Origin of the sequence: Pseudarthrobacter quantipunctorum (genome assembly GCF_045291495.1) — a bacterium.
Taxonomy (GTDB): domain Bacteria; phylum Actinomycetota; class Actinomycetes; order Actinomycetales; family Micrococcaceae; genus Arthrobacter; species Arthrobacter quantipunctorum.
The window spans coordinates 3,841,328-3,866,329 of sequence record NZ_CP148033.1 but is presented as its reverse complement, the minus strand read 5'-3'; the positions used below and the strand labels follow the sequence as shown (position 1 = coordinate 3,866,329).

General features: G+C 67.2%; 25 protein-coding genes. 17 read left to right on the top strand and 8 right to left on the bottom strand.

What is annotated here, in order from left to right; translation table 11 throughout:
• Window positions 1-16 precede the first annotated feature (16 nt).
• Window positions 17-1,657: an ATP-binding protein gene (locus WHH00_RS17655; RefSeq protein ID WP_406634826.1), complete on the bottom strand. Its 1,641-nt coding sequence runs from the start codon at window positions 1,655-1,657 to the stop codon at window positions 17-19.
• Between the two features lie 258 nt (window positions 1,658-1,915).
• On the opposite strand from WHH00_RS17655, the gene WHH00_RS17650 reads away from it, so the two are divergent.
• From WHH00_RS17650 to WHH00_RS17630, 5 genes are all read left to right on the top strand, one after another.
• Complete coding sequence (locus WHH00_RS17650; RefSeq protein ID WP_406638667.1) at window positions 1,916-2,698, top strand: class I SAM-dependent methyltransferase; 783 nt, start codon at window positions 1,916-1,918, stop codon at window positions 2,696-2,698.
• A gap of 156 nt (window positions 2,699-2,854) precedes the next feature.
• A complete protein-coding gene (locus WHH00_RS17645) occupies window positions 2,855-3,304 on the top strand; it encodes a hypothetical protein (protein ID WP_406634824.1) in 450 nt (149 codons plus the stop codon).
• A 93-nt stretch (window positions 3,305-3,397) separates the two neighbouring features.
• Window positions 3,398-3,814, top strand: coding sequence for a hypothetical protein (locus WHH00_RS17640; protein ID WP_406634822.1), 417 nt, complete (start codon window positions 3,398-3,400; stop codon window positions 3,812-3,814).
• A gap of 71 nt (window positions 3,815-3,885) precedes the next feature.
• The gene (locus tag WHH00_RS17635; protein ID WP_406634820.1) at window positions 3,886-4,695 is read left to right on the top strand and encodes an SDR family oxidoreductase; all 810 of its coding nucleotides are present in this window, start codon (window positions 3,886-3,888) and stop codon (window positions 4,693-4,695) included.
• A 73-nt stretch (window positions 4,696-4,768) separates the two neighbouring features.
• Complete coding sequence (locus WHH00_RS17630) at window positions 4,769-5,893, top strand: glycerate kinase (protein WP_406634818.1); 1,125 nt, start codon at window positions 4,769-4,771, stop codon at window positions 5,891-5,893.
• Between the two features lie 4 nt (window positions 5,894-5,897).
• Here the strand turns inward: WHH00_RS17630 and WHH00_RS17625 are convergent, their stop codons facing one another.
• From WHH00_RS17625 to WHH00_RS17615, 3 genes are read right to left on the bottom strand one after another with little or no spacing between them, the layout of a single operon-like run.
• Window positions 5,898-6,242, bottom strand: a complete 345-nt coding sequence (locus WHH00_RS17625) for a LuxR family transcriptional regulator (RefSeq protein ID WP_406634816.1) — start codon at window positions 6,240-6,242, stop codon at window positions 5,898-5,900.
• A gap of 25 nt (window positions 6,243-6,267) precedes the next feature.
• Window positions 6,268-6,930 (bottom strand): DUF6766 family protein, encoded by a 663-nt coding sequence (locus tag WHH00_RS17620; RefSeq protein ID WP_350001407.1) that lies wholly within the window; start codon window positions 6,928-6,930, stop codon window positions 6,268-6,270.
• Window positions 6,931-6,932: 2 nt separating this feature from the next.
• Window positions 6,933-7,454, bottom strand: a complete 522-nt coding sequence (locus tag WHH00_RS17615) for a DUF6328 family protein (protein ID WP_406634814.1) — start codon at window positions 7,452-7,454, stop codon at window positions 6,933-6,935.
• Between the two features lie 207 nt (window positions 7,455-7,661).
• On the opposite strand from WHH00_RS17615, the gene WHH00_RS17610 reads away from it, so the two are divergent.
• The 5 genes from WHH00_RS17610 to WHH00_RS17590 all read left to right on the top strand — a co-directional run bounded on the left by WHH00_RS17610 (window position 7,662) and on the right by WHH00_RS17590 (window position 11,887).
• Window positions 7,662-8,561: an SDR family oxidoreductase gene (locus WHH00_RS17610; protein WP_406634812.1), complete on the top strand. Its 900-nt coding sequence runs from the start codon at window positions 7,662-7,664 to the stop codon at window positions 8,559-8,561.
• A 55-nt stretch (window positions 8,562-8,616) separates the two neighbouring features.
• Window positions 8,617-8,964, top strand: a complete 348-nt coding sequence (locus WHH00_RS17605; RefSeq protein ID WP_406634810.1) for a hypothetical protein — start codon at window positions 8,617-8,619, stop codon at window positions 8,962-8,964.
• A gap of 181 nt (window positions 8,965-9,145) precedes the next feature.
• Window positions 9,146-10,018: a glycosyltransferase family A protein gene (locus WHH00_RS17600; protein ID WP_406634808.1), complete on the top strand. Its 873-nt coding sequence runs from the start codon at window positions 9,146-9,148 to the stop codon at window positions 10,016-10,018.
• A 94-nt stretch (window positions 10,019-10,112) separates the two neighbouring features.
• Window positions 10,113-11,009, top strand: a complete 897-nt coding sequence (locus tag WHH00_RS17595) for a GAF domain-containing protein (protein ID WP_406634806.1) — start codon at window positions 10,113-10,115, stop codon at window positions 11,007-11,009.
• Window positions 11,006-11,887 carry an SGNH/GDSL hydrolase family protein gene (locus tag WHH00_RS17590; protein WP_406634804.1) on the top strand — a complete coding sequence of 294 codons (882 nt, stop codon included), beginning with the start codon at window positions 11,006-11,008 and terminating at the stop codon, window positions 11,885-11,887. Before WHH00_RS17595 ends, WHH00_RS17590 begins: the two co-directional genes overlap by 4 nt.
• Here the strand turns inward: WHH00_RS17590 and WHH00_RS17585 are convergent.
• Window positions 11,884-13,224, bottom strand: coding sequence for a uracil-xanthine permease family protein (locus tag WHH00_RS17585; protein WP_406634803.1), 1,341 nt, complete (start codon window positions 13,222-13,224; stop codon window positions 11,884-11,886). The genes WHH00_RS17590 and WHH00_RS17585 overlap by 4 nt on opposite strands.
• A 210-nt stretch (window positions 13,225-13,434) precedes the next feature.
• Between WHH00_RS17585 and WHH00_RS17580 the strand changes: the two genes are divergently transcribed.
• Window positions 13,435-14,040, top strand: coding sequence for a malonic semialdehyde reductase (locus tag WHH00_RS17580; protein ID WP_231456333.1), 606 nt, complete (start codon window positions 13,435-13,437; stop codon window positions 14,038-14,040).
• A gap of 166 nt (window positions 14,041-14,206) precedes the next feature.
• Window positions 14,207-14,716 (top strand): 2'-5' RNA ligase family protein, encoded by a 510-nt coding sequence (locus tag WHH00_RS17575; RefSeq protein ID WP_406634801.1) that lies wholly within the window; start codon window positions 14,207-14,209, stop codon window positions 14,714-14,716.
• Here the strand turns inward: WHH00_RS17575 and pgm are convergent.
• Complete coding sequence (gene pgm / locus WHH00_RS17570) at window positions 14,713-16,374, bottom strand: phosphoglucomutase (alpha-D-glucose-1,6-bisphosphate-dependent) (RefSeq protein ID WP_406634799.1); 1,662 nt, start codon at window positions 16,372-16,374, stop codon at window positions 14,713-14,715. The genes WHH00_RS17575 and pgm overlap by 4 nt on opposite strands.
• Window positions 16,375-16,621: 247 nt before the next feature.
• On the opposite strand from pgm, the gene WHH00_RS17565 reads away from it, so the two are divergent.
• Both WHH00_RS17565 and WHH00_RS17560 read left to right on the top strand, forming a co-directional pair.
• Window positions 16,622-17,488 (top strand): NERD domain-containing protein, encoded by an 867-nt coding sequence (locus WHH00_RS17565; RefSeq protein WP_406634797.1) that lies wholly within the window; start codon window positions 16,622-16,624, stop codon window positions 17,486-17,488.
• 49 nt (window positions 17,489-17,537) lie between these two features.
• On the top strand, window positions 17,538-18,158 hold the full coding sequence (locus tag WHH00_RS17560; RefSeq protein WP_406634795.1) for a DUF4190 domain-containing protein: 621 nt from the start codon (window positions 17,538-17,540) through the stop codon (window positions 18,156-18,158).
• Between the two features lie 109 nt (window positions 18,159-18,267).
• Here WHH00_RS17560 and WHH00_RS17555 read toward each other — a convergent pair whose 3' ends face one another.
• Both WHH00_RS17555 and WHH00_RS17550 read right to left on the bottom strand, forming a co-directional pair.
• Window positions 18,268-19,695 (bottom strand): FAD-binding oxidoreductase, encoded by a 1,428-nt coding sequence (locus WHH00_RS17555; protein ID WP_406638665.1) that lies wholly within the window; start codon window positions 19,693-19,695, stop codon window positions 18,268-18,270.
• Window positions 19,696-19,935: 240 nt separating this feature from the next.
• Entirely contained in the window at window positions 19,936-20,634 is a 699-nt protein-coding gene (locus tag WHH00_RS17550) for a FadR/GntR family transcriptional regulator (protein WP_406634793.1), read from the bottom strand.
• A 134-nt stretch (window positions 20,635-20,768) separates the two neighbouring features.
• On the opposite strand from WHH00_RS17550, the gene WHH00_RS17545 reads away from it, so the two are divergent.
• The 3 genes from WHH00_RS17545 to WHH00_RS17535 are packed head-to-tail and all read left to right on the top strand — an operon-like array spanning window position 20,769 to window position 24,910.
• Window positions 20,769-22,136 carry an SLC13 family permease gene (locus WHH00_RS17545; protein WP_406634791.1) on the top strand — a complete coding sequence of 456 codons (1,368 nt, stop codon included), beginning with the start codon at window positions 20,769-20,771 and terminating at the stop codon, window positions 22,134-22,136.
• A gap of 49 nt (window positions 22,137-22,185) precedes the next feature.
• A complete protein-coding gene (locus WHH00_RS17540; protein WP_406634789.1) occupies window positions 22,186-23,400 on the top strand; it encodes a CaiB/BaiF CoA transferase family protein in 1,215 nt (404 codons plus the stop codon).
• Between the two features lies 1 nt (window position 23,401).
• Window positions 23,402-24,910 carry a carboxyl transferase domain-containing protein gene (locus WHH00_RS17535; protein ID WP_406634788.1) on the top strand — a complete coding sequence of 503 codons (1,509 nt, stop codon included), beginning with the start codon at window positions 23,402-23,404 and terminating at the stop codon, window positions 24,908-24,910.
• The last annotated feature ends 92 nt before the right edge of the window (window positions 24,911-25,002 follow it).

Genomic DNA, 25,002 nt, shown 5'->3' with positions numbered 1-25,002 from the left:
GTTCCTGCATTCGGGTTCAGTTTTCCTGGCTGCGGGTGTCAAGGGGGAGGCTGACGGTGACCGTGGTGCCGCTGCCCAGGGTCGAGGACACATCGATCCGGCCGCCGTGCCGGGACACGATGTCCTTGGTGATGGCCAGCCCCAGGCCGGTCCCGGGAATGGCGCCGGACATGGCGTTGGAGGCCCGGTAGAAACGCGTAAAGACGTGGTCGATCTCATCACTCGAGATGCCGATGCCGGTGTCCGCGACGCTGACGGTGGCCCAACGGGTGCCATCCGATGCCGAGTGCGACTCGCTGCCCACCTCGATCCGCCCACCGCTCGGTGTGAACTTGATGGCGTTGGAGACGAGATTGGTGAAGACCTGCTGCAGCTGCACCTCATCGGCAAGGATCTCCGGATCCTCGGGAACCGGGTCCACGGCGATTGTGACGTTTTGCTGCGTGGCCAGGGGTCTGAGTGCTGCCGCAACCAGGTCCAGTGTTTGTCCCAGCCGTACCGGGGTGAGGTGCAGCAGGCTGTCATCAAGGCCATTGCGGGAGACGCTCAGCATGTCCTCGATCAGGATCCGGAGCCGCTCGGTGTTCCGGACCACGATGTCCAGCATCTGGTGGACTTCGGGGGAGACGGGCTGTTCGGTGCTCTCCTGGATCATGTCCAGGTAGGCCATGATGGACGTCAGCGGCGTCCGCAGCTCATGGTTCACTGTTGCCAGGAAGTCCGTTTTGGCCTTGTCGAGCTGCTGCAGCTGCTTCACTACCTGCTGCTGGCTGCTGATCAGGTGGCTCTGGATGAGTCCGTACGCCGCATTGCCTGCCACGTGCTGCATGAGCCCGAGCTCGGTGCCGGACCATGTCCGCGGTCCGTCAAGCATCGCGATCCAGATGATGCCCAGCGACGAGCTCCCCTCGCCCATGGGCACTGCCAGCGACGACACGGCATTGGCGATTCCCGGTGCAGGCGCATCTCCCGCCGCAGGCTCGTCCGTCCCGGCAGTGGACATGGTCTCGGCGTTGGCCCAGAGCCGGTCCGCCGTCTGCTGCGCGTACTCTTCATCCGGAAGCGCCTGTTCGGGGAGGGGCTCAAGGCCCGGCCTGCTCCAGGCGGCGTTGATGCGGGGTACCCGGCTGTCCTCGAAGGTGGCCAGCCATACGTGATCGGCCTTGAACGTCCGGCCGAAGCCGGCCACCACATGGCGGGCTATCTCCTGCGGATCGTTCGTTGCCCGGACTGCTGCCGATACCTCCCGGAGCTGTTCGCGGAGGGCTTCGGTTTCCTGCCGCGCGGCTTTGCGGCGGGCCACCTGGTCGATCAGCGCGGTGGCGCGGTGGACCAGTTCCCGGGACGGCGGCGGCTTCGCGATGCAGTCATGTATTCCGGAGGGGTTCATGGCTGCGAGCTCCGCCGGATCGTCCAGGTCCACCACCACCAGGACCGGCGCGGCCGTTTCCACAGCGGAGAGCGAAGCGTCCACCACCACCACGGAAGGCCGGCAGGAGTCCACTGCAGCCGCGAGGCCGTTAGCGTTTCCCGCGCACAGGACGCTGTACCCGGCGTCCCGCAGCGTCCGGGCGTACGTTTCCAGCCGCCCGCCGTCGGGATCAGCCACGACGGCGGTGCGCAGCGCGCCCAGGTCACTCGGCGATTCAGCCGCCACAGTGCCCCCTTCCCTCCCAGTTGACTCTCATTGTATGGCGACGCCGGGCGGGCGGACCGGTGAAAAGCGCACGTTAAGGGGGCGGAGGACTTGCCGGTCCCGGCCGGGGCGGGGGAAGTGCCGGAATTACGGGCATGCAGCCTGCAGCAATACGGCAGATCGCGTCCGGGAGCGGCGGACACCTATATTTGTTCCGTGTCCTCCCCAGCGAAGTCCCCTGCCGCAAAGTCTGTGCGTTCCGTCCTGCAGAAATACCTGATGGTTCCCAAGCTCATCAGGCTGTCCCGCTCTGCCCCCAAGGACCGGCCGGTGGCATGGGACACGTACTGGGCGGGTATCCGTGGCAGGGGCGCCGGCAGTGACATTCTGTGGGACCCGGGCACGGACAATGAGTTCCTCGGCTACCGGGACGTGCTGCTCCGTTACCTGGACCGTGGACTTCCCGTCATAGACGTGGGGTGCGGGCACGGACGTTTCACCAGGGCTTTGGCCGGCGTCTTCGCCGAGGCCGTGGGTGTGGATGTATCCGGCCACGCGGTAGCCCATGCCGAAGCGCATGCCGATGCGCATGCCGGGGCCGGCAGCCGGGCAGGCAGGCTCCGCTACCAGGCCGTGGACATGACCAAAACGGGGGCAGCCGGAGCGCTCGCCATCCAGGGCGATGCGAACGTCTTCATCCGGGGCGTCCTTCACGTCCTGAATGCGGCTGACCAGGTGGCGATGGTCGAAAACCTGCGGCTGCTGGCCGGCAGCAGCGGCACAGTGTTCCTGGCGGAGACCAATTTCCAGGGCAACCCGGTGGAGTATGTCTCCCACCTCGGCGCCACGCGCCGCAACATCCCGGCTCCGCTGGAACGTGCGATCCGCGGTCTGCCCATGCCCGGCCACTTTGGCCCCGGGGAACGCTCGCGCGCTTTTCCTCCGGAGGCCTGGGAACTCCTGGCAGACGGCGGGGTAGCCATCGAAACCAACCCGGCGACCGGGGTTGACGGCCAAAGCCAGGTTCCGGGCTATTTCGCGGTGCTGCGCCCGAGGAAGTAGCCGTCCGCCGCTCTCTTTCCGCAACTGTGGCCTGCCCGGTTGGTGTTCCCCACAGTTGTTCCACAAGGTGCTTCCAGAACCCTTGACACAGGGGCGGATCCGGAGGCTAGATGGTAAGTAGACTTACTAGTTAACGACCTTGGGGAAAGGATGGCCGTGGCACAGGACAAGGGCAACAAGGCCAGCGAACGCGGGGCGGACCGGGATCCGGAAGATCTGGGTGCCGGCCCCGACGAAGGTAAGGTCCGCACTGGCCCCGAGTCATCAAAATCCCTCAAATATTCACAGGAGGTCACCTCAACGGAGGACGAACCCGAGCGCGAAGGCCGGAGCCTGGCCACCACGCACCATGAAGTGATCCGGCAGTGGGCCGAAGAGCGTAACGGCGTTCCGGCAACCGTGGAAGGCACCGAGCACGGTGACCATCTCGGAGTGCTCCGGATCGACTTTGGCGACGAGAACGACAAACTCCGCCACATCAGCTGGGAGGAATGGTTTGAAACCTTCGACTCCCGCGGGCTGAACTTCATCTACCAGGAACAACGCAGCGACGGCCAGCAGTCAAATTTCTTCCGGCTGGAAAATCCCGGCCGCGAGGACGCCTGAGCCGCTACCCTTCCAGCCGCGCACGGCCCAGCCCCGGCCCATCACGCCGGGGCTGCTTCGCCAACGGCGGAAGCAGAAACTACAGGAACTACTATGCGCAAACTTATTCCCTCCGGCGATCTCCGGACGATGCTGCTGCCCCCCACCTACGGCCAGCACGTTACCCGCTCCACGGAATTCACTGTTCTCTCGGTCGAGATCTGGGCCACCGGGCTGGTGGTCAACATCCATATGGCTTCCGATGGCGGACCTGAGCCACGCATCATCCTTGAGGACCACTTCGGCACCGAGTACTTCTTCCAGGACTCCGCCACGCTCGGGTCCCGGAATTTGCAGGTTTTCAGCCCGTCCGTGCCGCCCGGAACCAGGAGCCTGACCATAAGGTCCGCCGATGATCCCGAAGGCCGTCCGGTGGTGACCTTCGCCGTCCCGCTGATGGCCGTGCCGGAAGCGGAACACTCCGCACAGGACGGCGATACCCGGCAGGAGGAACTCCGCCGCCCGGCCTAGCCAGCTGAGGAGCAATTCGGCCGTCATCCATCCACGTACTGCCCCGCTTGACTGACTGAAAGGCTGCCACCATGCAGGACACCGCAGGATTCACCCCAAGCACCGCCATCGTGACGGGATCGGACTCGGGCATAGGGAAGGCTACCGCCGTCGCCCTTGCCCAGGCGGGGATGGATGTCGGCATCACCTGGCACTCGGATAAAGCGGGGGCCGAGGACACTGCCGAGGAGGTCCGCCGGCTGGGACGCAAGGCTGTGGTGCGGCAGCTGGACACCACCGAACTGCGTGCCGCCGCCGCTGTCATTGAGGAACTGGCAGACGAGCTGGGTGGAGTCGATGTCTTCGTCAACAACGCCGGCACCGGTGACGGGACCAAGTTCCTGGACCTGGACATCGACACCTGGATGCAAACCCTGGACACCAATCTCAACGGCGCGTTTGTCTGCCTCCAGGCAGCTGCCCGCAGGATGGTGAAGGCGGGCAGGGGAGGGCGCCTCATTGCAGTCACCAGCGTCCATGAATTCCAGCCGAGGGTCGGGGCGTCCGCCTATGACGCGTCCAAGCACGGCCTTGGCGGGCTCATGAAAACACTGGCCCTCGAGCTGGCCGAGCACGGCATCACGGCCAACAGCGTGGCCCCGGGCGAGATTGCCACGCCCATGACCGGGCAGGAAGATGAGGACCCCACCACCAAGGACCGGCCGGGTGTCCCGCTGGGAAGGCCCGGCGACGCGCGGGAAATTGCTGCCGTCATCGCCTGCCTCGCCTCGCCGGCGGCCAGCTACGTCAACGGCGCCTCCTGGGCAGTGGACGGCGGGATGCTGCAGATGGGCCCGCAGGCAGGATCGCACATCACCAGCCAAGAGTGGCGCGAAGGCTGACCCGCCTCCCCGTGCTGTCCGCATTCCGGATTTGGCAAGCGCTTTCCAATCTCCGGCTGGCATGATGGAGCGCATGCGCATTCTTATTGCTCCGGACAAGTTCAAGGGTTCCCTGACGGCGGCTGAAGCCGCTGCTGCCATCGCCGAAGGTGCGCTGCGGGTGTACCCGGAGGCCGTTGCCACCCAGTTCCCCATCGCCGACGGCGGCGAAGGAACCCTGGAAGCAGCCGTGGCCGCCGGCTTCGAGGAGCGGCTCAACGCCGTCGTGGGTCCCATCCTGGCCCCCCTGGCAGCCGCGTGGGCCATCCACACGTCCGACGACGGCAAGGTCACCGCCGTCATCGAAACGGCCCAGGCCTCCGGCCTTGCGGACATGGAGCCCACCCCGGCCAACGCACTCCGCGCCCACAGCTACGGCTGTGGGCAGCTCATCGCGGCGGCGCTGGACGCCGGCGCCACAGAGATCGTGCTGGGGCTGGGCGGATCGGCAATGACCGACGGCGGCAGCGGCGCCCTGCGCGCCCTGGGCCTCAAGCCGCTCGACTCGGCCGGGAACGTGGTCCCCCTGGGCGGCGGATCCCTTGCCGACGTCGTCTCGCTGGACACCACCGGCCTCGACCCCCGGCTGGCCGCCACCACCTTCAGGATCGCCGTGGACGTCCGCAACCCGCTCTATGGAACGTCGGGGGCCGCGCACGTCTTCTCGCCGCAGAAGGGCGCGGACGCGGACACTGTGGAACTGCTCGACGCCGGCCTCCGCAACTGGGCATCGATCCTCCGTGAGGCCACCGGCCGGGACGTGAACGTCCCCGGGGCCGGCGCCGCCGGCGGCTTCCCGGCGTCGTTCCTTGCCTTCACCGGGGCCACGCTGGAAGGCGGCTTCGCGCTGGTGGCAGGGCTTACCGGCCTGGCCGCGGAACTGGGCGGCGCGGACCTGGTGATCACCGGCGAGGGGTCCATGGACTCGCAGTCCCTGACCGGTAAAGCGCCCATCGCGCTGGCGGACGCGGCACGTGAGCGCGGAATTCCCGTGATCGTCGTGGCTGGCCGCATCCTGGTGACGCCCGAGGAACTTGCCGAACACGGTGTGGTGGCTGCCGCGCAGCTGCTGGACGTGGCCCCCAGCCCCCAGGACGCCGTCGCCCACGCCGCCAAGTACCTGGCGTGGGCAACAAGCCAGGTACTTGAGGGCGCCTGACGGACTAGACGATGGTGGTGTTGCGGCGCCGCCGCCAGATCAGGATCAGGATCAGCACCACGACGGCGATCCCGGCAATGACCCACGGGGCGAAATTGACCCTGGTGGACTCGTTCTCAGCCGACTCGCCCGTGCCCGGATTCGCAGGGCCGGTGGAAGCGGTATCCCCCGGGGAGGGCGTCGGGGAGGTGCCCGCCAGCGCCCACCCGGCGGCGGAGGGTGCGGCGCCTTCCTGCGCCACGACAGGCGCCGCGCCGGCGGAGGGCGAGGCCTGGGCCGTTCCCAGCGAAAACGCGGGTGCGGCGATGAGCAAAAGTGCCAGAAGTGCAGACCTCAGGATCGTTCGCATGCTCTTTTCCTTTCGGGGAAGCGGCTCAGGTGCCGGTGTCGTGATGGGGTTCTGCCACGGGCTTCGATTCGGGTGATCCTTTTTCGCGCAGGTACACCGACGCGCCCACCAGGACGGCGACGGCCAGGAATTCGCTTTGCCAGTTTTGGAAGGATTCGAACCAGAAGCGGCTTGTGCCCACATACTGAAGGGCAGTGACGGTGGGCTGCCCGTGGCTTTGCTGTTCCTCGTTGTACGCCTCAGCCCCGCCCAGTGCGTGCGCCGTAAACGAGCCCAGGAACAGCAGGAACAGGAGGATCGACAGCGAGTGCTCGTAGACCTTCAACGCGGCGCCGCCGGCCTTGACCGGCCAGGGGGTGGCCTTTGTGATGGCCGCCTGCCTTGGGTCCTCGTCCTGGGGAGCGTCCTTGCCCACCGGCTTGGATTCGGATGAGCCTTTCTGGAACAGGAAGACAGTCAGGACCACATACATGGCCATCTGCAGGAACTCGGACTCCCAGTTTTCAAAAGTGGCCTCGATGAATTCGCCGGTGGCCATGAACTGGAGGACTGAGACTGCGGGTTCCCCGTGCGCCTGCTGTTCCTCGCTGTAGTTGGCGGCTCCGGTAAGGATCATGCCGGTGAAGAAGACCAGGAACAGGCCCGCATTCACCAGGAGCAGCCCATGCTCCTTTACCCATTTGCGCATGGCTAATCTTCGTCCTGGTCCGGCGACGCCTGCCCGGCCGCAGCGCGCCTGTTCAAGTGGATGGGGACGTAGACCAGCAGGACCACCATCACGGCCATCAGCGTTCCGCCCGCAGTGAGGCCGGCGGTGCGCCCCGCAGCCACGTCAAAGACCAGCGCCGCGGTGCCCGCGCTCAGCAGCGCGATGCCGGCAAGGGTGATTTTGGCGATCGTGTCCCCGCTGGAGACCAGGGTTTCCTTGAGCCGCTTCCGGAAGAGCCGCCGGTGCACACTGACCGGCAGGAGGATGAGCGCAGTGGTCAGGGCGGCAATAACCACGTTGGCCAGGTAGAGCCCCACCTGGAAATCATCAAGGTCTTCAAACCGTTCCTGGAAAGGGAGTGTCAGCAGGAAGCCGGCCAGGATCTGGACGCCCATCTGCAGTACCCGCATCTCCTGCAGCAGCTCGGCCCAGTTCCGGTCCAGCTGCTCCTCACGGGTTTCGTTCCTGCCCGTTCTGCCCGTGTAGTCCTCCACCTCGGACATTGCCTCTCCTTCCTTCGCCTGCCCCTTGTTCCCTTTCTACTCTTCCCGTACCCAGAAACAAGGCAGGCGTTGCGCCCGGAACAACATTTGATAAGTTTACTGATTATTCGCCCCGATCGGTGGACTTTGCTCCTCCGGCCGGGATAGCTTCGAAGAGCAGGTGAACGGCGGAGCTCTTCGAAAACCGACACAGTGAGCAGGCGGACTATGAGCGACACAGACAAACAGGTGGACCAGCCCAAGGATCCCCGGGGCGGCTACCACGCGGGCCCGTTTCCGGAGCAGGAACAGAAGCAGCCCGGGCTCACGGCGCCCATGGAACCGAAGCCGGACCACGGGGAACTGAGCTACGAGGGCCACGGCAAACTGCAGGGCAAGGCGGCACTCATCACGGGCGGCGACTCCGGGATCGGCAAGGCCGTCGCCATTGCGTTCGCGCGTGAGGGCGCAGACGTGGCCATCTCCTATCTTCCGGAAGAGGAAGAGGACGCCCAGGACACCGCGGACTGGATCCGCAAGGCGGGCCAGCGCGTCCTCCTGTTCGCGGGGGACGGCCGCGAAGAGGCCTTCAGCACCCGCATCGCCGAGGAAACCGCAGCCGGATTCGGGCGGCTGGACGTGGTGGTCCTGAACGCGGCCTACCAGAAGAACCGCGAGAGCCTTGAGTCCCTGCCCACAGAGGAATTCGACCGGGTCTTCAAGACGAACCTCTACTCACTGCTCTGGACGGCGAGGGCCGCGGTGCCGCTCCTCAAGCCGGGCGCCTCGATCATCACCACTGCATCGATCCAGGCTTTCAATCCGTCCCCGGGGCTGATCGACTACGCCATGACCAAGGCTGCCCAGGTGGCGTTCACCAAAGCGCTGGCCCAAGAATTGGGTCCCAACGGCATCCGGGTCAACGCCGTGGCCCCCGGGCCTATCTGGACGCCGCTGATCCCGGCGACTGAGTGGCCGGAAAAGCTCCCCAAGTTCGGCCAGGACACGCCCCTGGAGCGGGCGGGCCAGCCGGCCGAACTCGCCGCTGCCTACGTGCTGCTGGCCTCCGAGGACGGCTCCTACATTTCCGGGGCCGTACTGCCGGTGACCGGCGGCAAGGGCCTCTAGGCAGGAAGCGGCCGGCAGCAAGAAATTCCATCCCAACGGACAACAGGAGGAAATGATGACGCAGGAAAACCAGCACGCACAGCCCGAGACGGACCCCGGCGGCTACGGCACGCCCACCGCGGAGCAGGAACTGGGTGAAGGCCAGGGCGCTGTGGGCGGCGGAACGGGCAGCGTGGACACCAACGAGCCGCAGTCCGGCAGCGGCGGGAATCCCGTGCCGCGCGACGTGGACCTTCCCTCCAGCGCCGCCGAAATCGACGAGTCCAACGACGACTCCCAGGGTTCCGCTCCGGTCTCGTCCGAACCCGGACAGGAAGCGGCCGGAATTCCGGACGGCAGCGGCAACGACCTCCCCAAAGAGAAGTCACCGAACGACGACGACGAGAGCTTCGACGCCGGCTGACCGGCCGGCCGACGCCGTCTGACGGCATGGCATCACTTCCCTGGAGGCCTCCTTCCTGGTTCCCCGGAACCGGGGGCGGAGGCCTTCGGCGTGCCGGGCATAGACCGGCGTGAGGTGGGTAAGGGTCACGGCGAACCCCATTCGCAATCAATGCCCTCATGCAGGCGCCAGGAGGTGGGCCGTGGCCAGGAGATCGTCGGAACAATGGGCGCAGCGCGTGGAGCTGCCGGACAGCGTGGACGTGGATGTCCTGTTGCCTACCTGCAACCGCCCGGCTGAACTTGCCGTCACCCTCGCAGGTCTTGCCGCGCAGGCCGAGCCGTCGTTCGCCGTCGTCATCAGTGACCAGTCAACCGGAAGCCCCGGCTGGGACCATCCTGCTGCCGCGGCCATGGTGCGGGTGCTCGAAGCCCAGGGCCGGCCCGTCACCCGCCTCCGCCACCTGCCGAGGCGTGGCTTGGCTGAACACCGCCAGTTCCTGCTGGAGCAGTCCAGCGCGGAGAAATGCCTGTTCCTGGACGACGACGTGTGGCTGGAACCCGGGGCGCTCCACCGGCTCAGCTGTGCCCTTGACGAGCTGGCATGTGGTTTCGTGGGGATGGCACCCCAGGGCCTGTCCTATCTTGAGGACAGGAGACCGGAGCAGACCGCAGCCTTTGAGGCGTGGGAGGGCCCGGTTACGGCTGAGCGGATCCGGCCCGGCGCTCCCGGTTTTGAGCGGTGGCCCCTGCACAGCGCCGCAAACCTCAGCCATATCAGCGCCGACCTGTCCCTGCAGCCCGGCCAGTGGGTTCCGTACCGGGTGGCCTGGCTGGGCGGTTGTGCGATGTACCGCCGCGACGCACTTACCGCCTCCGGGGGCTTCGCCTTCTGGGACAGCCTGCCGCCGGACCACGCCGGCGAAGACGTCGTGGCCCAGTGGAAGGTGATGGAGTTGTACGGGGGTGCCGGCATCCTGCCCTCTGGGGCCGTCCACCTTGAGTCGCCCACCACGGTGACGGACCGGGATGTGGAGGCGCGCGACGTCGTGCTGAGCCAGGAGCCGGCCGGCTGATCCGTACGTCCCCCCTCCCTTGAATCGCGCGGGGGACGTATTCTTAGAAAGAGGTTTTGCAGTAGGCCGGAGCGCTTCAACCAAGGCGTTGATTATGGCCGCGGAACCCACAGGTCAGCTCGGCTGGGGACCCCTTCCAGTACCCCCGGAACAGGTGTTCGACAGCAAGGACGTTGAGACCTACCTCTGGGACGTCACGCGCGACTTCATGGCCGATATCAAGGGGAGCCAGCGCGGCATCAGCTGGGCTGCCACCATCTTCCGCCTGGGCCAGGCGCACACCGTTGCTGCCGGCACCGAAACCGCCCGTGAAGCGGACCGGGAACAGTGCTCCTTTGCCGACGGCCCGGTCATGGAGGCGCTCCGAACCAGCGAATTCGTGCTGCTGTCCGACGTCAGCCGCGACCGCCGCTGGCCCGGGTACGCCAGCGCCGCCGCCGGGCATGGCGTGCAGTCCCTCCTGTCCGTGCCCATCGCATCCGAGGGCGGAACGAGTGCCGCCATCAACCTTTATGCCGCCTCTCCGCACGCCTTCAGCAGCGACGACCTCCTGCGGAGCCGGACCTACGCGCAGCAGGTGGCCAGGGCCCTGCGTGTTGTAGTGCGGGTGGCGGAGCGCGCCGAGGCGACGGCGGGGATCGCCGTCGTGCAAAGCTCCCTTGTCCTGGTGGACCTGGCGGTGCGCAGCCTCATGGACGAGTACGGCCTCAGCCGCGAGGGGGCCCTTCGGTTCCTGCAGACGCAGGCGCTGCACCACGAACTCGACCTGCGCGATGCCGCCCTGAACGTCGTTGTGCCGGGTGCCGGGAGGGAGGGCCCCGGTCCTCAGCCCGGCAGGGAGCCTGCCGGGCTGAGGCAAGGAACGCCCGACGGCGTCGCGGACTTCCGCCTGCTGCCCCCCGCCGAGCTGGACCAGGAGGTGCGGCCCCGGCGGCGTAAAGCCCGTCGCGCCAAGGACCCATCGCACACGGAGGAAGGGAGGACGGCATGACAACGCCGATGCAGGAGCAACGGCCCGGCCAGCCGGTTGGCCCGGGGCGGCACCCATGGCACCGCTTTGTGGCACTCGGCGATTCCTTCACCGAAGGGGTGGGGGATCCCGAGCCCCTGAACCAGGGCGGGCTGCGGGGCTGGGCTGACCGGGTGGCTGAGGAGCTCAGTGCGCGGCAGCCTGATTTCGCCTACGCCAACCTGGCGGTCCGGGGCCTGCGGCTGCAGGAGATCCTCGATCAGCAGGTGGGGCCGGCGCTGGCCGCCATGCCTGACCTGGTGACGCTGTCCGCCGGCGGCAACGACATCGTGTTCCGCCGCAGCGATCCGGACAAGCTGGCCGAGAAGATCGACGCCGGCGTGGAGCAGCTCACCCGTTCGGGGGCCACCGTGGTCCTTTTCGCCGGTCCGGACTGGGGCACCACTCCGGTTTTCGGCCAGATACGCGGCAAGGTGGCCATCCTCAACGAAAACCTGCACGTGGTGGCCGCCCGGCACGGCGCCGTCATGGTTGACCTCTGGTGCCTGCGCGACCTCACCCGACCCGGCATGTGGGATCCTGACCGCCTTCATTTCTCGCCGCTGGGCCACCACACCATAGCTTTGGGGGTACTGCAGGCCCTGGCCGTCAGCCACAGCCTTGAACCGTTGCAGCCCAAGGCGCTTCCGCCGCGCAACTGGAAGGAAGCCCGGGCGAACGACCTCGCCTGGGCCCGGGAATACCTTGTTCCCTGGGCGATCCGGCAGGTCAGGCATCCCGCGGAGGCCCCGCTGGTTCCCAAACGTCCCCGTCCCGGGCCCGTCTTCGGGCACGGGCATCTGCCGGTCGTCCATCCGGCGGTCCTGCCCGCCGAGCCCCTGTCGCTGAACGAGGCCTAGCGCTTTTTCGGTGAGCGTTTCGCGGCCGCCTTGGCCTCCGGAGGCAATCCGGCGTGCTCAGTTTCGGGCTCGGCTACCGTGCCCCGGGCCTTCGCGATGGCCTTCATGCCGTGGTAGATCACCAGGGCGGCGGCTGACCCCAGGGCGATGCCTGTGAACTTCAGGTCACCGATGGTCCAGGTGTAGTCCGCAATGCCGACGATCAGCGCCACCGCGGCGGTGGTCAGGTTTACGGGGTTGGAGAAGTTCACCTTGTTCTGCACCCAGATCTTTACGCCGAGGATCCCGATCATGCCGTACAGCATGGTGGCCGCGCCGCCCAGCACTCCGGGTGGGACGGTAGCGATGAGCTCGCCGAACTTGGGGGAGAAGCTCAGGAGGATGGCGAAGACGCCTGCCACCCAGTAGGCCGCCGTCGAATAGACCTTGGTGGCAGCCATGACGCCGATGTTCTCGGCGTATGTGGTGGTGCCGGAGCCGCCGCCGAAGCCGGCCAGCACGGTGGCGGCTCCGTCGGCCATCAGCGCACGTCCGGAGACGCCGTCGAGGTTCTGGCCGGTCATTGCGGCCACGGACTTCACGTGGCCGATGTTCTCCGCCACCAGGACCAGCACTACAGGCACGAACAGTCCCAGGACGCCCACATGGAACTCGGGGGTCTGGAACTGCGGCAGGCCCACCCAAGCCGCGGCCTCCATCTTGTCGTAGCTCACCTCACCGCGAAGCATCGCCACAAGGTAGCCCACCACCACGCCCACCAGGATGCTGAGGCGGCCCAGGATTCCCCTGAACAGCACGCTGACCAGGATGATGGTGGCCAGCGTAACCACGGCGGTGACGGGAGCGGCGTCGAAATTCTGCTTTGCCGCAGGCGCAAGGTTGAGCCCGATAAGCGCCACGATGGCGCCGGTGACGATAGGCGGCATCAGGCGGTTGATCCAGCCTGCGCCGAACTTCTGGACGATGGCCCCCACCAGGGCCAGGGCGGCGCCGGCCATGACCACGCCACCCAGGGCTCCGGGCACGCCGAACTGCTGCTGGGATGCCATGATGGGCGCGATGAACGCGAAGCTTGAGCCCAGGTAGCTGGGAACCCGGCCCCTGGTGATCACCAGGAACAGGAGCGTTCCGATGCCGGAGAAGAACAGCGTGGTGGCTGGCGGCATTCCGGTGATGATGGGCACCAGGAAGGTGGCGCCGAACATGGCCACCACGTGCTGCATACCCACGCCGATGGTCAGCGGCCAGGCCAGCCGCTCGTCCGGGGCCACCACATGCCCCGGCTTGATGGACTTGCCTGTGCCGTGCAGCTTCCATTTGATTCCGAGCATGCTCATGGGCGGAGGCCTTTCGGGGGCTTTCGAGGGGGGCCGCGGAGGGCGGAGATTAACTGGGATAAGAATACCGCCCGTGAACTCGCGCCGGACTGCTGTGTCTGATGTCACGGGCCGTCACGGGAAGAGGACACGGCTGGTTGAAGTTGCAACCATTGGAAAGCAACGAGGCCAGCCCCATACGGACGGGGAGGCACAGCGAAAGGGAAGCCAATGACCATTGCCCATGAAGAAGCGGTTATCGATTCGGCCGCCGTCGACGCTATCTTCGCGCAGGCCCGCACCGCCAACTCCTTCACCGGAGAGGTGACCGACGAGCAGGCGCAGGCCATCTACGAGCTCACCAAGTTCGGCCCCACCGCTTTCAACTCACAGCCGCTGCGCGTGACCTATGTCCGCTCGGACGAAGCGCGTGCCAAGCTGGTGGACGCCCTCATGGCCGGCAACCGCGCCAAGACGGCCTCAGCCCCGCTGGTGGCCATCCTCAGCTACGACACGGACTGGGCCGGCCGGTGGGACGCCTTCCTCCCCGGCTACAACGCCCCCAAGGCCATGTACGACGCCAACCCGGAACTCGCCGCCGCCACGGGCAACAACAACGCGCACCTGCAGGCCGGCTACTTCATCCTGGCCGTCCGCTCCCTCGGGTTCGCCGCAGGCCCCATGACGGGAGCCGACTTCGGTGCCATTGACGAGGCGTTCTTCCCCGACGGCGGCCAGAAGAGCTTCCTGGTGGTCAACATCGGCCAGCCGGCCGAGGACGCATGGGGCGAAGCCAAGCCCAAGTTCGCCTACGAGGATGTTGTCCGCACCGTCTAGGACGCTCTCTCACTTAATGTGCCCTTTCTGCCAACGCTCCTTCACCCGGTGAGGGAGCGTTGGTGGTTAAGGCGCATCAAGTGCGAGAGCGTTGGTGGTTAAGGCGCATCAAGTGCGAGAGCGTTGGGTTGTGCCGGCCGGGTTGGGGGAGTGGGAGACTGGTGCCATGCCGATGCGGAACCTCATCTTCGTGGCGTTCGTGGAGCCGGTGGCGGAAGGCTCCGTTTTCCTGCGCACGGAATGGCCGCTGCACATCACGCTTGTGAGGTTCGACGTCGGGACTGCCGACAGTGCCGACGTCTCCGTCCGCCTGGCCGGCCTGGCAGGCCCCCATGCGGCAGCGGCCCTGGGCGCGAACCTCCAGGTGGGGGAGGACGCGGGTTTCGGCCGGAACGGCTCCGTGCCCGTCAGCCTTGTCCAGCCGCAGCCGGACCTGCAGGCGCTGCACGAGCAGCTGGCCACGGTTGTTGAAAGCTCCGGCGGCAGGATCCTCACGCCGGCCCACACCGGGTCCGGCTACCGGCCGCACATCTCCCACCAGCACGGCCGCCGCCTGCGCCCGGGCGAAACGCTGGTGCTCGACCGGATTGCGCTGGTGGACATGGCGCCGGACGGTGACCATACCGTCCGGCGCATCCTGCGGCTGTGGGCCCTGCCGGAAAACCGGGGCAGCTAGGCGATGACGCTGTCCACCAGGGCCTTGGCTTCCGCCTGGACCTGCTTGAGGTGCTCCTCGCCCTTGAAGGACTCGGCGTAGATCTTGTAGACGTCCTCGGTGCCGGACGGGCGGGCGGCGAACCACGCATTCTCAGTGACCACCTTGAGCCCGCCAATCGATGCGCCGTTGCCCGGAGCCTCCGTCAGTTTGGCCAGGATGGGTTCCCCGGCCAGGCTCGTCGCAGTGACGTCCGACGGCGACAGCTTGCCGAGTGCCGACTTCTGCTCCCGCGTGGCTGCTGCATCAATGCGCGCGTAGACGGGGGCGCCGAACTGGTCCGTCAGGCCCTTGTAGAGCTGGGACGGGGACTTGCCGGTGACGGCAGTGATTTCCGAAGCGAGCAGGGCCAGCAGGATGCCGTCCTTGTCCGTGGTCCAGACGCTGCCGTCCAGCTTGTTGAAGGAAGCGCCGGCCGATTCCTCGCCGCCGAACGCACCCTCCCCGGAGAGCAGGCCCGGTACGAACCACTTGAAGCCGACCGGAACCTCAACGAGCTTGCGGCCCAGGCTCTCGGCCACGCGGTCGATGATGGAGGACGAGACAAGGGTCTTGCCCACCACGGAGGCCGGGTTCCAGCCGCTGCGGTTGCGGTAGAGGTAGTCGATGGCCACGGCGAGGTAGTGGTTCGGGTTCATCAGCCCACCGTCAGGTGTAACGATGCCGTGCCTGTCGGCGTCGGCATCGTTGCCGGTGGCGACGTCGAACGCGGCCGACCCGTCCGCACCAGCAGACATGCGCTTGATCAGGGAGGCCATGGCCGCCGGGGAGGAGCAGTCCATCCGGATCTTCTCGTCCCAGTCCAGGGTCATGAAGGCCCACTGGGGATCCACGGTGGGGTTCACCACGGTGAGGTTCAGGTGGTGGCGCTCGCCGATCTCGCCCCAGTAATCCACGGACGCGCCGCCCATGGGGTCGGCGCCGATGCGCACACCGGCGTCACGGATGGCATCCAGGTTCAGGACCGAGGGGAGGTCGTCCACGTAGCTGCTCAGGAAGTCGAACTTGCCGGTGGTGTCCGCAGCCTGCGCGTCGGCCAGCGGAATCCGCTTAACCCCGCGCAGGCCGTTCTCGAGAAGTTCGTTGGCGCGGTTGGCGATCCAGCCGGTGGCATCGGAATCGGCAGGGCCGCCGTGCGGGGGGTTGTACTTGAAGCCGCCGTCTGCCGGCGGGTTATGGCTCGGCGTCACCACGATGCCGTCTGCCTGCGGGGCGCCGGCGGCGGCCTTCCGGTTATACGTCAGGATTGCGTGGCTGAGCGCCGGGGTGGGGGTGTAGCCGTGGCGGGCGTCCACGAGGACCTGGACGCCGTTGGCTGCCAGGACCTCCAGCGCGGAGTTCTGCGCCGGCTCGCTGAGGGCGTGCGTGTCCTTGGCCAGGAACAGCGGCCCGGTAATGCCCTGCCCCGCCCGGTACTCCACGATGGCCTGGGTGATGGCAACGATGTGCTGCTCATTAAAAGATGCCTTCAGGCTGGAGCCGCGGTGTCCGGAGGTACCGAACGCCACGCGCTGGCCGGGATCACCTAGATCGGGCGTGATGTCGTAATACGCGTCAAGAAGCGCAGTGATGTCAACAAGGTCCTGGGGTTGGGCAACTGTGCCCGCGCGGCTAGCCATGCCACCAGCATGCCAGACAGGGACCTGAGTCAAAACGATCCGTCCGGAATCCGGCCACTGTGTCCGGCCTGTGACGGAAGATCGTCATCAAACGAGTAGTGAACCTGAGTACCGGCCCCACCAAAGTACTTATATACCGCCTGCTGCACGCCCTGTTACTTTCGAGAAAGTCGGGGAAATCATCCGTAAGCAAGGCACGACGGCGGCCCTCCGCCGTCGTCCTTCCGGCAGGGAAGCAGGGGCGGCCATGGGGGCAGGAGACGGGAAAGCCGAGCAGTCCAGGCTGGCCGCCGAAAGGGTGGCCAGGCTCAAGCGCCGGCTTGACGAAGCGGAGGTTTCGACAAAGCCCTGGGACACGGATGCCGTAAGCGGGAAGATGGTGGCGGACAAGCTGGGCGAGTTGGTCCCGCACGGCTGGTACGTGCTCCATGATGTGCACTGGCCGGGCAGGCCGAAAGCCAACCTGGACCATGTCCTGGTGGGGCCGGGCGGAGTTGTGGTGGTGGACTGCAAGAACTGGACGGGCGAAGTCCGGGTGTTGTCCGGGGTGCTCTGGCAGGGGCGGTACGCAAGGACGCAGGCTGTGGAGGGCGCCCTGGCCCAATGTGCTGCGGTGTCCTCCGTGGTTTCGCCGCCGTACCGGAGGCTGGTGCGTCCGCTGATCTGCATGGCCGCCCAACCGGACCTGTTTGGCGTGACCGGCTCTGACGTGGCCGTGGCCGGTACGCAGCGTGTGGTTGGCGCCATTGAGGCGTTGCCCCAGGTGCTGGACCAGCAGGCGGTGGCGGGACTGTATGCGCAGCTGGGCCAGGAGCTGACGCATGAACAGGAACCGGGCATCATGGCGTTCCGGCACGTCCGGCCGGGGACGGTAGTTCCGCCTTCGGTGCCACCCGCGAGTGCCGGAGCCCCCGCTCTTAGGCCGGCTCCGCCAGCACGTCCGGTGGCCCGGGGCGGCTCTTCGGCAGTCCGGTCCGGGGAGGGCCACACTCCAGCGGGACGCCGCCCGGGTTCAAAAGCCCGCCGCCCCGGTACCGCCGGTGCCGGACAGCTGGCACTGCTTGCGGCGTTCGTCATCTTTGCCATGTACGTATTGCCCTACTGGGGCCAATAGATCCGCCCGGGGGCGGGGTAGGCTGGAACCAAAATCCGTAGGGGGAACCATGTCTGACCAGCCCGGCCAGCGGCCTGTATCCGGCCAACCTGAGTCCAATGCGCCGTCCGGCCTTGAGCCGCCCCGGTTCGCGCCGCCGTACGGCAGCCAGCCGCCCCTGCCGCAGTACGGGCAAGGCGGCTACGCGCAGGGCCGCTTTGGGCAGGACAGCCTTGGGCAGGACAGCGTGCGACAGGACAGCGTGCGACAGGACAGCTACGGGCAAAGCGGGTCCGGGCAGGGCACGTACGGGGAACCCGGCCAGTATGGCGGAGCCTACGGCCAGCCGCCGAGCCCGTACAGCCAGCACCCCGCTCCCTACGGCCAGCCCGCGGGCCCGTACCCCCAGCAGGGGTACTACGGCATGCAGCCGGAGCCGAAAACGCTGAGCATCGCCAGCATGGTGTGCGGCATCGCCTCGGTGATCATGGGCTGGCTCCTGCTCCCGCAGATTGCAGCAATCATCACCGGCCATATGGCGCTCAAGCGCGAACCGGCCGGCAGGGGCATGTCCATTGCCGGGCTGGTCCTGGGCTACCTGTGCCTCCTGGGCTACGGCGCGTTCTGGCTGCTGGCCATCATCGGCCTGGCGATTGCCAGTTCCAGCAGCGGTCCAACGTACACGTTCTAGGCGGGCCTGACGCTAATCCTGCCTAGCGCTGTGGCGGGCTGAACGCAATGCGACGGCCCGCGCCCGCGGACGTGCCGCCGTCGTGCATCCAACGCGGGCGCCCGCCCCATCAGCTGGGCGCCCGCGTTGGCGGGATGTTGTGGTTGAGGCGGAAGACATTCTGGGGATCGTAGCGGTCCTTGAGTGCCACCAGGCGCTCGAACTTCTCCGGACCGTACGCTTCACGCGCGGCGTCCACGCCCTTCAGCCCCACCTCGGCGCCGAGGAAATTGACGTACTCGCCGTGCTCCGCGAACGGCTGCATGAGTGCGTAGGCTTTCCGGGCAAACGCGGTCAGCCGTTCGTCCTCTGCAGGGTCGCGCCAGAAGCCGTAGACATTGAGCCAGTACCGGGCAGACCGGTTGGGGAACGCCGTCGCGTCCTCCGGCACCCTTCCGAACGCCCCCTCCAGGTGGTGGATGTCGATGCCTGTACCCTCCCACGCGAGCTCGGATGCGAAACTGAGCAGGACGTCCACCGCTTCCGCGTCGAGGCGGGAAAAGGAGACGTTCTTCCAGTAGCCGCGTGAGCCTTTGGGAAAGGCGCTGTCCATGGCGCTCTGCCAGGTGGTCCACGGGGCAGGGCCCACCTCCTCCTCGTCAGGCGGGGCCGCGGCCCGGAGCCGGTCTGCCAGGGCGAGGCCGGCCTGCTGGTCCTCCGCCACCCACGCGAATCCGATGACCATCCATGGATCGCCGCCCATCCCAAACTCCGCCGGAAAAACCAGGAACGAGACTATGGGGTTCATCTCCTCGGGCAGGTCCCGGGTCCACTCGGCAAAAGCCAGGAGGGCGCTGCGCCAGTGCTCCCTGCGGTAGAACAGGTTCCCTCCCAGCGGCTCCGGCGGCAGGGGGCGGGCACGGAAGGTGAAGGAGGATGCCACACCGAAATTTCCGCCACCGCCGCGCAGCCCCCAGAACAGTTCCGGATTCTGCTGTCCGCTGGCGTGCAGGTGCTCACCGGTGGCGGTGACAACGTCCACGGATTCAAGGTTGTCCAGGGTCAGGCCGTTGGAGCGGGTCAGCCACCCCACGCCGCCGCCGAGGGTAAGTCCCGCCACGCCCGTCCCGCTGATCACTCCCAGCGGGACGGCAAGGTTGTGGGCGGCAGTTGCGCGGTCGACGTCGGCAAGGGTGGCTCCAGGCTCTACGGTCACCAGCCTGCTCCCGGCGTCCACATCAACGCGCTTCAGCGGTCCCAGGTCCAGTACAAGTCCACCTTCAACACTGCCGTGGCCTGCGACGTTGTGCCCGCCGCCACGGACGGCCAGCGCCAGCCCGCTGTGCCGGACGGCGTCCAGCACGGCGTCGATGTCGGCTACCGCCCCGGCACGGACGACGGCGCGTGGCCGGAGGTCGACCATGCCGTTCCATACCGCGCGGGCTTCTTCGTACAACGGATCATGCGGCTCGATCAGGGAGCCGGACAGCCGCGTGCGCAGCTCGCGCAGTGCCTGCTGTATTTCCAGTTCCCGGGTGGTGTCGTGGACTGTGGACATCATCAGTGCTTCCGCTATGGGTCTAAGCCCTTGCCTATGAGGGGAAGTGAGAGGCGCCGGGGCGCCTCGACGGAAGAAAGGCCTGCGAGGACCGGCGGGCAGGCTCATGCGATGTCCAGATTTTAGGATCGCCGGAAGGCCCGGTCAACAGGTTTTTGGCCGATGCCGAGGCTGGTGTTCGAACACAGCCATGCGGCGGCCACCTGTGTTTGACCCTGCAGGCGCTGTGGCCGCGTGCTGCTAGCGGAGCAGCTCCACGTCCGAGACCAACTCAATGTGCGCAAGCATGGCTTCCGCTGCCCCCTCAGCGTCCTGATCCCGGATGGCATCGGCGATCTTCCGGTGCGAGGCGAGCGACTGCTCGGGCCGGCCGGGCTGGCCCAGGGACTCCATCCGCGTTTCCAGGATCATCTCCGCGATAAAGGCCATCAGCTGCGCAAGCACGGAGGAGTGGGCCGCGGCCGTGATGGCCTCGTGGAAGAGCTCATCGCCGTGCGCGCCGCGCTCGCCGTCCTTGATCTCCCTGGCCATGACGTCGAGGGCGTTGTCAATGGCAGCCAGGTCCTCATCAGTACGGCGTGCTGCGGCAAGGGCGGCAAGCTTCACCTCCAGGGTGCTGCGAGCCTCGACGATTTCAGGCAGCCGGCTGCGGTGCTCCCGCAGGCCTTTGATCACGGAGGCGACACTGGGCCTCCGCGCCAGGACCGCACCGGTCCCGTGCTGGACGTCAATGACGCCGAGCACTTCGAGGGCCACCAGGGCCTGGGCCAGGGTGGCGCGGGAAACCCCCAAACGCTCCGCGAGGTCACGCTCCGCCGGCAGCAGGTCGCCGGGCTTCAGCTGCGCAGATTCGATGTAGGACAGGATCTGCTCCACCAGCTGTTCATACAGCCGGGGGCGGGTAACGCGTTCAAGTCCCAGCCGTGATGCCTTCTCCACAAAGCCCTCGCTACGTCGTCGGTGCTTCCAGAATACAGGCACAACTATTGACAGAATGACTCGGTGTCTAGGAGGCTAGTCCAGTGAGCCAGTTACTCACGTCACACTTTTCATTCCCCAATGGAGGACCAACGATGTCCGCTCCTGTTTTATCGATCATCATCCTGGCGGCAATGTTCCTGCTCGCCACCGTCCTGCCCCTGAACATGGGCGCGCTGGCCTTCGTTGGCGCTTTCCTCCTGGGCACCGTGGTGCTGGGCATGACCACCAATGACATCCTGTCCAACTTTCCGGGCGGGCTGTTCCTGACCATCGTTGGCGTCACGTACCTCTTCGCCATCGCCCAGAACAACGGGACCATCGACTTGCTTGTCCGCGGGGCCGTCCGGATGGTGGGAAGCCGCGTTGCATTGATCCCCTGGGTCATGTTCGCCGTCACCGCCGTCATTACCGCAGTGGGTGCACTGTCTCCCGCCGCCGTCGCCATCATTGCCCCCATCGCCCTCAGCTTCGCGGGCAAGTACAAAATCAACCCGCTCCTGATGGGCATGATGGTGATCCACGGCGCGCAGGCCGGCGGGTTCTCTCCCATCGCCGTCTATGGCGTCACGGTGAACGGAATCCTGGCCAAGACGGACCTCGACTTCAGCCCCACGGCGCTGTTCCTGTCCAGCCTCGTGTTCAACCTCATCATCGCCCTGGTCCTCTTTGTTGTCCTCGGCGGACGGAAGCTGCTGTCCTCCCGCGTGAGCCACTTCGTGGAGCAGGCGGCGGAGGCGCGGATGGCAGTGAGCGTCGGCGCCAAGGCCGGCTCGGATGTTCCCTTCAAGGGATTCGGCTCCGGCATGTACGGCCCCCGGGATCCGGCGGGCGACGGCGTGGCCGCCACCAGGGAGCGCTCCGAGCGCATCCCGCAGATGGTCACCATCGGCGGCCTCATCGCCCTGGCCGTCATCGCCCTCGGCTTCAAGGTGGACGTCGGATTTGTCTCCATCACCATCGCGATCGTGCTGGCCCTGGTCTCACCGGCAGCCCAGAAGGGTGCCATCAACAAGATCAGCTGGTCCACGGTGCTGCTCATTTGCGGCATGCTGACGTTCGTCGGGGTGCTGGAGGAAGCCGGAACCATCGAATTCGTCTCCAACGGCGTGGCCGGGATGGGGATGCCGCTGCTTGCAGCCCTGCTGATCTGCTACATCGGGGCCGTGGTGTCCGCCTTTGCTTCCTCCACCGCCATCCTCGCAGCCCTCATCCCGTTGGCCGTCCCGTTCCTCTCCACCGGCGAAATCGGCGCCGTCGGCGTGATCTGCGCCCTGGCTGTGGCCTCCACCATCGTGGACGTTTCGCCGTTCTCCACCAACGGTGCCCTGGTCCTGGCCAATGCTCCCGAAAGCGTGGACAAGGACCGGTTCTACAAGCAGATCCTGGGCTACAGCGGCGTGGTGATTGTGGCCGGGCCGGTCCTGGCCTGGCTCGCGCTGGTGGTCCCCGGGTGGCTCTAGCCCGCATCAAAACCAGAACTTTCCCTGTCATGAGAAAAGGAACCAGCGCATGAGCAGAACCGATAGCACGCAAGGCCCCCTCTCCGGCCACCTCGTTGTTGACCTGAGCCGGGCCCTGGCCGGGCCGCATGCCGCCATGATGCTGGCCGACCTGGGAGCGCGCGTCATCAAGGTGGAGAACCCGGGCACCGGCGACGACACCCGCGGTTGGGGCCCGCCGTTCGTCGGCCCGGAGGACGACCTCCAGTCCACCTACTTCATGTCCTGCAACCGCAACAAGGAGTCCATCAGCCTGGACCTGAAGAGCGGGGACGGCCAGGCCGTGCTGCGGCGGCTGCTGGAGCGCGCGGACGTGGTGATCGAGAATTTCCGCCCCGGCGTCATGGACCGGCTGGGCTTCTCCACCGCCGCCATGCACGGGATCAACCCCCGGCTGGTGATCCTCTCCATCACCGGCTTCGGCCACGACGGTCCCGAGTCCCAGCGCAGCGGCTACGACCAGATCCTCCAGGGCGAGGCGGGGCTGATGTCCCTCACCGGTTCAGGGCCCACGGATCCCCAGCGTGTCGGCGTCCCCATCGCGGACCTGCTTGCCGGCATGAACGGCGCCTCCGGGGTGCTGGCGGCCCTGGTTGAACGGGGCCGGACGGGCCGCGGGCAGGTTGTGCGCACCTCCTTGCTGGCCTCACTGATCGGGGTGCACGCCTTCCAGGGGACCCGCACCACCGTGGCGGGCGAAGTTCCGCAGGCCCAGGGCAACCACCATCCGTCCATCGCACCCTACGGACTGTTCGCCTGCCGGGGCGGGAGCGTGCAGATCAGCGTTGGCAGCGAACGGCTCTGGGCCTCCTTCGCGGCCGCCTTCGGCCTGGACCCGGCGGCGCCGGGCTTTGCCAGCAACGCTGAAAGGGTGCGGAACCGCGCCGGGGTGATTGCCGCCGTCGAACGCGTCTTTGCGGACTACGACGCAGCGGAGCTGCTGCAGAAACTGAACGACGCCGGGATCCCGGCAGGCAAGGTGCGCTCGCTTGACGAGGTGTATGCATGGGAGCAGGTGGCATCCCAGGGCCTCGTGGTGGACGTGGACCATCCGCTGCTCGGCAAGGTCAGCCTCCCCGGCCCGCCGCTGAGGTTCTTCGCCCCCGGGGACGCCGCGGAAACCACGCTGACCCAGCACGACGCGCCGCCGCTGCTGGACGAGGACGGCCAGGACATCCGCCAGTGGCTGGGCATGGAAGCCACTGTGGCGGCAGGGGCGAAATAGCATGACGACGGCGGAAAAGGTGCGGCACCTCAGTGCAGCTGAACTGCTGGAGAACGTGGTGGACCAGGGCTCCTTCGTTTCCTGGGATGCGCCGGCGCAGGAGCCCGCGCTGTCCGACGACTACGCCCGGGACCTCGCCAAGGCGAGGGAACGCAGCGGAACCGACGAATCCGTCATCACGGGGGCGGGGCTCATCAGGGGCCGCCGGGTGGCGGTGATCGTCAGCGAATTTTCCTTCCTGGCCGGGTCAATCGGCCACGCGGCGGCGCAGCGGATCGTCGCCGCCGTCGAACGGGCCACCGCCGAGGGGCTGCCGCTGCTCGCCGGCCCGGCCTCCGGAGGGACGCGGATGCAGGAAGGGACGCTGGCTTTCCTGTCCATGGTGAAAATCACCGGGGCCGTGCGGGCGCACCGCCAGGCAGGACTTCCGTACCTGGTCTACCTGCGGCACCCCACCACCGGCGGGGTCATGGCGTCCTGGGGGTCCCTGGGCCACATCAACGTGGCCGAACCCGGGGCATTGCTGGGCTTCCTGGGCCCCCGGGTCTACGAAGCGCTGCATGGGGAGGCCTTCCCTGAGAACGTGCAAACAGCGGAGAACCTGTTCAGCAAGGGGCTGATCGACGGCGTGGTGGAGCCGGACCAGCTTGCCGACCTTGTGGCCCGGGCGCTGGATATCCTCTGCGCGACGGCGGGGCCCGTGCCTGTCCCGCCGGCGACGCTCGCGGTGAGGCCCGCTGCTGTGGATGCCTGGGCCTCCATCGGCATCTCCCGCCATCCCCGGCGGCCCGACCTGAAGCAGCTCTTGAAGTACGGTGCCGTTGACGCCCTGCCGCTTAACGGCACGGGCCAGGGGGAGAAGGACCCCGGGCTGCTGCTTGCCCTGGCACGCTTCGGCGGGCAGTCCTGCATCGTCCTGGGGCACGCCCGTCCGCTGCGCAAGGATGCCGCGGGCATGGGCCCCGGTTCCCTCCGCGAAGCCCGGCGCGGCATGAAACTTGCGGAGGAACTGCGGCTGCCGCTGCTCACGGTCATCGACACTGCAGGCGCGGCGCTCTCGCAGGAGGCGGAAGAAGGCGGGCTGGCAGGAGAGATTGCGAGGTCCCTGCACGAACTCATCGGGCTGGCGGCGCCGTCAGTCTCGGTGCTGCTGGGCCAGGGGTCCGGGGGAGGGGCGCTGGCGCTGCTGCCCGCGGACAGGACCATCGCGGCGCAACACAGCTGGCTCTCCCCGCTGCCTCCCGAAGGGGCCAGCGCCATCGTGCACCGCACAGTGCAGCATGCTCCCGCGATGGCCCAGGCGCAAGGAGTGAATGTGGCGTCCCTTTATGCCCACGGACTGGTGGACCACATCGTGGACGAGCGCGACGACGCGTCCCTGGAACCCCGTGACTTCTGCCGGCGGATGGCCCAGGCCATCGAATACGAGCTGGCGTCGATCGCCGGCCTGCCCGTGCCGGAGCTCATCGCCGCGCGGTCCGCGAAATACCGCAACCTCGGCGCAGCGTAACCGGCCCGCGCCGGGCGAGGAACCGCCGTCGGCCCTTCAGCCCGGCTGCCCGGCGCCGCTGTGCGGGCCCCCGCTGTGCATGGCTGGTCCTC

Bases quoted from the DNA above. Each gene is read 5' to 3' on its own strand.
- WHH00_RS17580 (WP_231456333.1), top strand. From the start codon at position 13,435: ATGACCATTGCCCATGAAGAAGCGGTTATCGATTCGGCCGCCGTCGAC.
- pgm (WP_406634799.1), bottom strand. From the start codon at position 16,374: ATGGCTAGCCGCGCGGGCACAGTTGCCCAACCCCAGGACCTTGTTGAC.
- WHH00_RS17555 (WP_406638665.1), bottom strand. From the start codon at position 19,695: ATGTCCACAGTCCACGACACCACCCGGGAACTGGAAATACAGCAGGCA.
- WHH00_RS17625 (WP_406634816.1), bottom strand. From the start codon at position 6,242: ATGCGAACGATCCTGAGGTCTGCACTTCTGGCACTTTTGCTCATCGCC.
- WHH00_RS17590 (WP_406634804.1), top strand. From the start codon at position 11,006: ATGACAACGCCGATGCAGGAGCAACGGCCCGGCCAGCCGGTTGGCCCG.
- WHH00_RS17595 (WP_406634806.1), top strand. From the start codon at position 10,113: ATGGCCGCGGAACCCACAGGTCAGCTCGGCTGGGGACCCCTTCCAGTA.
- WHH00_RS17585 (WP_406634803.1), bottom strand. From the start codon at position 13,224: ATGAGCATGCTCGGAATCAAATGGAAGCTGCACGGCACAGGCAAGTCC.
- WHH00_RS17575 (WP_406634801.1), top strand. From the start codon at position 14,207: ATGCCGATGCGGAACCTCATCTTCGTGGCGTTCGTGGAGCCGGTGGCG.
- WHH00_RS17535 (WP_406634788.1), top strand. From the start codon at position 23,402: ATGACGACGGCGGAAAAGGTGCGGCACCTCAGTGCAGCTGAACTGCTG.
- WHH00_RS17560 (WP_406634795.1), top strand. From the start codon at position 17,538: ATGTCTGACCAGCCCGGCCAGCGGCCTGTATCCGGCCAACCTGAGTCC.
- WHH00_RS17545 (WP_406634791.1), top strand. From the start codon at position 20,769: ATGTCCGCTCCTGTTTTATCGATCATCATCCTGGCGGCAATGTTCCTG.
- WHH00_RS17620 (WP_350001407.1), bottom strand. From the start codon at position 6,930: ATGCGCAAATGGGTAAAGGAGCATGGGCTGCTCCTGGTGAATGCGGGC.
- WHH00_RS17565 (WP_406634797.1), top strand. From the start codon at position 16,622: ATGGGGGCAGGAGACGGGAAAGCCGAGCAGTCCAGGCTGGCCGCCGAA.
- WHH00_RS17605 (WP_406634810.1), top strand. From the start codon at position 8,617: ATGACGCAGGAAAACCAGCACGCACAGCCCGAGACGGACCCCGGCGGC.
- WHH00_RS17630 (WP_406634818.1), top strand. From the start codon at position 4,769: ATGCGCATTCTTATTGCTCCGGACAAGTTCAAGGGTTCCCTGACGGCG.
- WHH00_RS17615 (WP_406634814.1), bottom strand. From the start codon at position 7,454: ATGTCCGAGGTGGAGGACTACACGGGCAGAACGGGCAGGAACGAAACC.
- WHH00_RS17610 (WP_406634812.1), top strand. From the start codon at position 7,662: ATGAGCGACACAGACAAACAGGTGGACCAGCCCAAGGATCCCCGGGGC.
- WHH00_RS17650 (WP_406638667.1), top strand. From the start codon at position 1,916: ATGGTTCCCAAGCTCATCAGGCTGTCCCGCTCTGCCCCCAAGGACCGG.
- WHH00_RS17540 (WP_406634789.1), top strand. From the start codon at position 22,186: ATGAGCAGAACCGATAGCACGCAAGGCCCCCTCTCCGGCCACCTCGTT.
- WHH00_RS17635 (WP_406634820.1), top strand. From the start codon at position 3,886: ATGCAGGACACCGCAGGATTCACCCCAAGCACCGCCATCGTGACGGGA.
- WHH00_RS17640 (WP_406634822.1), top strand. From the start codon at position 3,398: ATGCGCAAACTTATTCCCTCCGGCGATCTCCGGACGATGCTGCTGCCC.